The following is a 5,245-nucleotide window of genomic DNA, read 5'->3' as shown; positions in this document are numbered from 1 at the left end:
CACCGACATCCTGAGACCGGGACTGCGTGTCACGGTCCTGGCCCTGCCGGCCTCTCCATTGCTCACGACTCCAATCGCACTCAAATCGGTCGGACCGAGTGCGTTCGGCTACGATCTTCCTTACGTATCTTTTCGATCGTTTTAGAAGCACGGGTCCGCCTTTGTTGTGTTTGCGGAGCGCGCCCTCGCCCGCACGTTGTACCAACGGACAATGCTCTCCGCACGTGATCCCTTGCTAGCATGCGGTTCGATCATAGATGTCTCCAGTCTGCGTACTCTCAAACCGCATTTGAAGCAGGATGAGAAAAGCGCCGAAACGCGGCGGCGTGTGCTCGAAGCCGCGATCCTATGGGTGATCGAGCGCGGGTACGCTAACACGACTGGTTTGGAGATCGAGGAGCGCGTGGGATTGTCGCGCGGCGCTCAGCTCTACCACTTTCCGACCAAGGAGGATTTGTTCGCCAAGGCGGTGGAGCATCTGAGTGAACTGCTATCGAACGAGATGCGGCAGAAGGTGGAACAGCTCCCGGTCGAAGCGGACCGGTGTTCCATGGCGATCGACCTCATTTGGGAAACCGTTAACGGCCGCTTTACCAAGCCTGGCTCGAACTGGTGATTGCCAGCCGCACCGACGCCTACCTGCGCAATTCTATCCGCGCGGTTTATACTCGTCTCAGCGAATCCGTAGAAAGGATGCTAAGGGGCCTGTTCGAGCCTTTCGCTTCGAGCGTTCCGAACCAGGATCTCTTCCCGGTCATGCTCGCCCTTATTATGGAAGGATTGGCGATCGGCGCGGAGGTGCGTGAGGAGCGAGTCATCGAACAGGTCCTGGACGCGGCCAAGACCATCTGCGGGGCGCTGTTCACTCCTCGATCGGCGGGGTAGCCACCGAATTGGGCCCCGCGTGCGCTGTCGCATCCACCGGGGAAGATCTAATCTTCATCGCGACCATCTTTCTTAACAGTTGGGTACGGATTTCGGTGATGTCGAACAGATGCGGCTCGGCGCGCGCGTGGTGAATTTCCGCTGCCGTGAAAGGCTTAACATCGTCCGGAACCCGGCCTTTGCTGAAGGTTTCGAGAATCCAGTTCATCACCAGCGCCGTGTCGGCGTCGTCGAGCATCGATTGGGAGACCCCGGGAACCCGGATCAGATATTCGCGTCCTCCCGGTACTTTGAGAAAATCCGCCGCGTTGATGAGCGGCGGCGCAGTACCCGCGACGCCTTCGCCGTTGGCGCGGTGACAACCCCAGCAGTTCAAGGTGTATAAATTCTGCGGCGACTCGGCGCACGCCGGTGTCGCAGCCACGAAAACCAGGAGCATCGTAACGGCGCCGAGAGAGCGTGCGATCATCACCTGACAGAGGTCGCGCTCGCGCCTTTGTCGAGCGACGCGATCAGTTTTTCGCGTTCGTAGAAGACGTCGGTAACTGTCAGCCGGCTCGTGCGTGCCGTTTTGAATTCCATCGGTGTAAACGGCTGGAAGTCGTGGGGAAGGGTGCCAGCATTGAGGGTCCCGAGCACATAGTTGATGGCCTCGGCCAGATCGCTATCACTCAAATCAGCGGCCGGCGGCATGAAGCCCTCATAGATGGTGCCGTGCGATTTGATCGCGCCGTTCATTCCGAAGAGCAGCAGGTGAATCAGAAAGGTCCGTCCCTGTGGAAGCCGGACGTAGGGACCAATCGTATCGTTAAGCGGCGGAAATATTCCGGGAACCCCACTCCCGTTCTCCTGATGGCACACGGCGCAGCGCTGCTGGAACGCGGGCGGTGCCTGAGCGCGCGCCGGAGTAACAGCCAGCAGCGGGAAAACCCAGGCCACCAGGAGCGATCCGGCGCGCAACGCGTTACTTGAGCCCGACGATTTCGGCGGTCGAGCAGTGATAAACCATCGTTGGGGCGCCGAAGCACCAGATAAGGTCGCTGTTGAGTTGCGTCCGGTACAGAGGCATCTCGCCCACGGTGTTGGCACACAGGCAGCGTCCGCAGGGGTTCTTGCCGCAGCAGTCGCGGTAGCTGACGATGTAGTCTTTGCCGTCTGCCGGATGCCGGCAGGTACCGACCCACGAAGTCGGCGATGGCGTCGCGCCGGGCGGACAATCGTGCGAACCGCCACCGCAGCAGCTGCACAAGTAGCCATCGATTGCACAGTATTTCCAATAGTCGCAGGTGTGATCGTCGTTGGGATTCGGCTTGGGCGTCGCTTGCGCCGCGGGCGAGCCAGCCACGCTCTGCGCGGCGGCGCGATCCACGGGCAGGAGCGGAATGATCATTCCGCCCGTGATCAGCCTGCCCAGGCGCGCGATGAAGCTGCGCCTCGAGGAGCGCTGTGCGACCGCGCGGGTCAGCCCTTCCACTATCTTATCCATCGCGGTTCCCGTCGCGCGACCCGTTGGGAGGCACCGCAGGTTCGTGCCGGGCTCGCAGGTAGTCCTGAACGGACGCGACTCCCATCTGCTTGGCCTGGATTATGCTCTCAAGGTGTTCGCGAGTGTTAACCAGGCCCTTGGCGCGGATGCGTCCTTCCTCGTCGATCAGCACCGCGTAAGGAAGCTTGCTCACTCGGTAGGTCGTTCCGAGTTCGCTCGATAGTACCAGGGGAAATGATTCAAGCCGATGGCGGCGGACAAACTCCTGCTGCGCGGGCTCCTCGCCATCGCTCGTGAAGACCACGCGCAGCCACTGCGTCTCGCTCGCGGCTATAGATCTGACGATCGGCAACAGCTTCTTGCACACCGGACAGGTCGGGGACACGAACATGAGCATGGTACTAAGACCGCTCGCGCTTGGCCCGCCGAGAGTCACCGGGCTTTGATTCAGCGCGTGGAGATCAAAGATGGGCGCGGCATCACCGACTTTCGGTCCCTTGTCTATGGTCAGCGCCCCCATCGGCGCGATTCTCTCGTGCAACACTCCAATCTGCCGTGCGAGCGCCAGCACCGTCGCGGCCAGGATGACCACGATGATCCACAGCACTACCTGCGAGATCGCGAGTGCATCATGCATCGCGTGTCCTCAAAGCCGCGATTTTTGGCGCCGTAGCAAGCAGGTAGTTAGCAGCCCCGTAGAGAATCACCATCGCGGCCGCGGCGGCGGCGATGGTTAGGTAATCGAGCGAGGTCAGCGGGCGCGCGTCGCCGGGGGTGAACGCGGCCAGCACCAGGAACGCGAGCAGGCCGTTGCGCGCGATCAGCCATCCGCTGAGCGGCTGACGCAGCAGCGGTCCGAAGCATCCGCAATCGAGGTCGCGTCGGCCGCGCGCCAGGTTGAGCGCGATCGCACCGGTAAACGCCGCGATCAGGGTAAGTAGCAGAAGCGCGCCGGCGCCTCGCGTGGCGGCCACCACCAACCCAGTCGCGCCCGCCAGCTCAAGTGCTGGAACGATCCACCCAAGCACGGCCGCCATCGCCTCGGGCACCAGCCGATAGCTCTCAACCGCGGCGCGAAATTCCATCGGCTGCGAGAACTTAAGCGCCGCCGAGCCGAGAAAAATGGTAGCGCTGGTGGCGCAAGCAATCGCGACAATGGTCGGATCGAGATTCATCACAGGTTAAGGACCGGATACCAGGAAGGACGTGCCTATATCTTTAAACACGCCCAGGTACTTGCCCTCGGGTGCAGTGTAGGTTTCGATCTGGCTTTGCATGAGCGCGAGACTCTCGAGAATCGGATTGGGCCCCCGGCTCACACGAATCGAATACCCCTCGGTCTTGAGCGGGATGCGGCCGATCCGGGTTTTGCGCCCGGTGTCAAAGACCCATACTTCCCTGCCCGCCTGTTTGTGGGTCCACTCGCCGCCCTGATGCATGAGCACATACAGCTGGTCGCCTTTCTCACTGGCGGCGATGGAGAGCCATCCGCCGGGACGCCAGTTCGCCTTGCGATCTTCCTCGGTAGTGAGTGGCCACTCGCTTTCGCCCTGCGCGGTGTCGCCCGACAAATCCACCGGGTAGAGGTTGCCATGATAGGAAGGGAAGTACGCGGTGCTGCCGACCACGATCGGCTGATCGAATACCGGATCCTTGTTGGGATCGAAGAATGGCTTCGATTGCTTGCGGCCCATGACCTTGCCCGACTCGTCGAGGTGGACCGTCAGCAGCGACCCGTCAGGGCACATCGAAGCGAATTTGCGGTTGCCGGCGACCAGCACCTGCACGCAGCCGCCGGTTTCGATTTCACCGACGAACTTGCGCGCTTTGAGATCCACCACGCTGACCGAGGTGGACGGGGTAAGGTTTGCGATCATCATGAACCGGCCATCGGGAGTGAGGCCGGTGGTGTTGATCTTGGGAACTATAAGGATCCGTTTGGGCGGGATGTGGATCTCACTTTTGTAAAGCAGCGTGCTCGCATCGAAGATCGAGACCTCATCGCTGCGCGTCCCGTGCCAGGAGCGCGAATAGAAGGTGTCGATGGTATACATCTCGCGATGGTCGGGCGAGTACTCGAAATTGCTGTAGTAGCCGCCGTTGACCTGCCCGAGCAGTTTCTGCGCGTCGAGGTCGACGATGTGCACCCTGCTGACCGAGGGCGCGAGGAACATCGAGTCCAGGATGAAGGCCCAGTGGGGCTGCGGAGCACCCAGCGTATAGGAGGTCATCTGGTCGGGCGGAAGTTGCGCGCGTGCCGCCCCGGAAGCCACGCTGAGACACATGAGCAGGGCGACAATGCCTGTTCGCTTGACCATCGAGCCCCGACCTCCGGGCTTAGGCTGATTAGTACGCGCTGTGGCAGACAGTCAAGCTGAACCCCGCAATCGCGGGTCAAACAGTTCGGACACGTTTGCCTTGGCGAGGTCAACCGGAAAGAGGGCCTTGGCAAGGTTCTCGGGCGGAACTCCGCCGCGCTGGTGGCGTGGCTCTCGCAGCGTCAAACTGGCCAACACGGCGGCGCGCTTCGCGCGCCACCCCGTGGCGACCTAGCGGCCGTCGCGGGGAGATTCCGTCGCGCGCTCCACTTCCATCAGGGCCGCGATCATCTCGTCAGCTTCCGCCGGATCGATTCTGCCCTCTTTGACCCCGTTCAGAATGTCCATGATGTCGCCGCGGTTTGCCTCCGGGGTGAACGGGCGCGTGCGTGAAGCCGTATCGGGTGAGGGCTGGCGCTCGGATTCGCCTTTGGCGGCCTGAGCGCGCGCTTCGCGGACCGCGGCGCGGATCGAGTCGCGCATCTGCAGGGCGGCATCGCGAATTCGATCGCGTACTTCGTCACGTCCCGCACGGGTGCGGCCGCGCCCTTCCCGC

At 62.0% G+C, this 5,245-nt stretch carries 9 protein-coding genes; 2 read left to right on the top strand and 7 right to left on the bottom strand.

The annotated features are described in order from the left end of the window. Positions 1-211 precede the first annotated feature (211 nt). Positions 212-616: a TetR/AcrR family transcriptional regulator gene (locus VGI36_08095; protein ID HEY2485095.1), complete on the top strand. Its 405-nt coding sequence runs from the start codon at positions 212-214 to the stop codon at positions 614-616. A 140-nt stretch (positions 617-756) separates the two neighbouring features. Next, on the top strand, positions 757-885 hold the full coding sequence (locus tag VGI36_08090; protein ID HEY2485094.1) for a hypothetical protein: 129 nt from the start codon (positions 757-759) through the stop codon (positions 883-885). Here VGI36_08090 and VGI36_08085 read toward each other — a convergent pair. The 7 genes from VGI36_08085 to VGI36_08055 all read right to left on the bottom strand — a co-directional run. Then, positions 863-1,354, bottom strand: a complete 492-nt coding sequence (locus tag VGI36_08085; protein HEY2485093.1) for a cytochrome c — start codon at positions 1,352-1,354, stop codon at positions 863-865. The genes VGI36_08090 and VGI36_08085 overlap by 23 nt on opposite strands. After that, positions 1,354-1,824: a cytochrome c gene (locus VGI36_08080; GenBank protein ID HEY2485092.1), complete on the bottom strand. Its 471-nt coding sequence runs from the start codon at positions 1,822-1,824 to the stop codon at positions 1,354-1,356. Before VGI36_08080 ends, VGI36_08085 begins: the two co-directional genes overlap by 1 nt. Before the next feature lie 25 nt (positions 1,825-1,849). Then, positions 1,850-2,371 carry a methylamine dehydrogenase (amicyanin) small subunit gene (gene mauA / locus VGI36_08075; protein ID HEY2485091.1) on the bottom strand — a complete coding sequence of 174 codons (522 nt, stop codon included), beginning with the start codon at positions 2,369-2,371 and terminating at the stop codon, positions 1,850-1,852. Continuing rightward, positions 2,364-3,008, bottom strand: coding sequence for a methylamine dehydrogenase accessory protein MauD (gene mauD / locus VGI36_08070; protein ID HEY2485090.1), 645 nt, complete (start codon positions 3,006-3,008; stop codon positions 2,364-2,366). Before mauD ends, mauA begins: the two co-directional genes overlap by 8 nt. Continuing rightward, positions 3,001-3,546, bottom strand: coding sequence for a MauE/DoxX family redox-associated membrane protein (locus VGI36_08065; GenBank protein HEY2485089.1), 546 nt, complete (start codon positions 3,544-3,546; stop codon positions 3,001-3,003). Before VGI36_08065 ends, mauD begins: the two co-directional genes overlap by 8 nt. A gap of 6 nt (positions 3,547-3,552) precedes the next feature. Next, entirely contained in the window at positions 3,553-4,689 is a 1,137-nt protein-coding gene (locus VGI36_08060) for an amine dehydrogenase large subunit (protein ID HEY2485088.1), read from the bottom strand. A gap of 231 nt (positions 4,690-4,920) precedes the next feature. Then, positions 4,921-5,245: hypothetical protein (locus tag VGI36_08055; GenBank protein HEY2485087.1), on the bottom strand; the 325-nt coding region annotated here is incomplete at its 5' end.

This window comes from Candidatus Binataceae bacterium (assembly GCA_036495685.1).
Lineage (GTDB): Bacteria > Desulfobacterota > Binatia > Binatales > Binataceae > JAFAHS01.
Note: the sequence above shows the minus strand (reverse complement) of the source record. Positions and strands in the feature narration are given on the sequence as shown.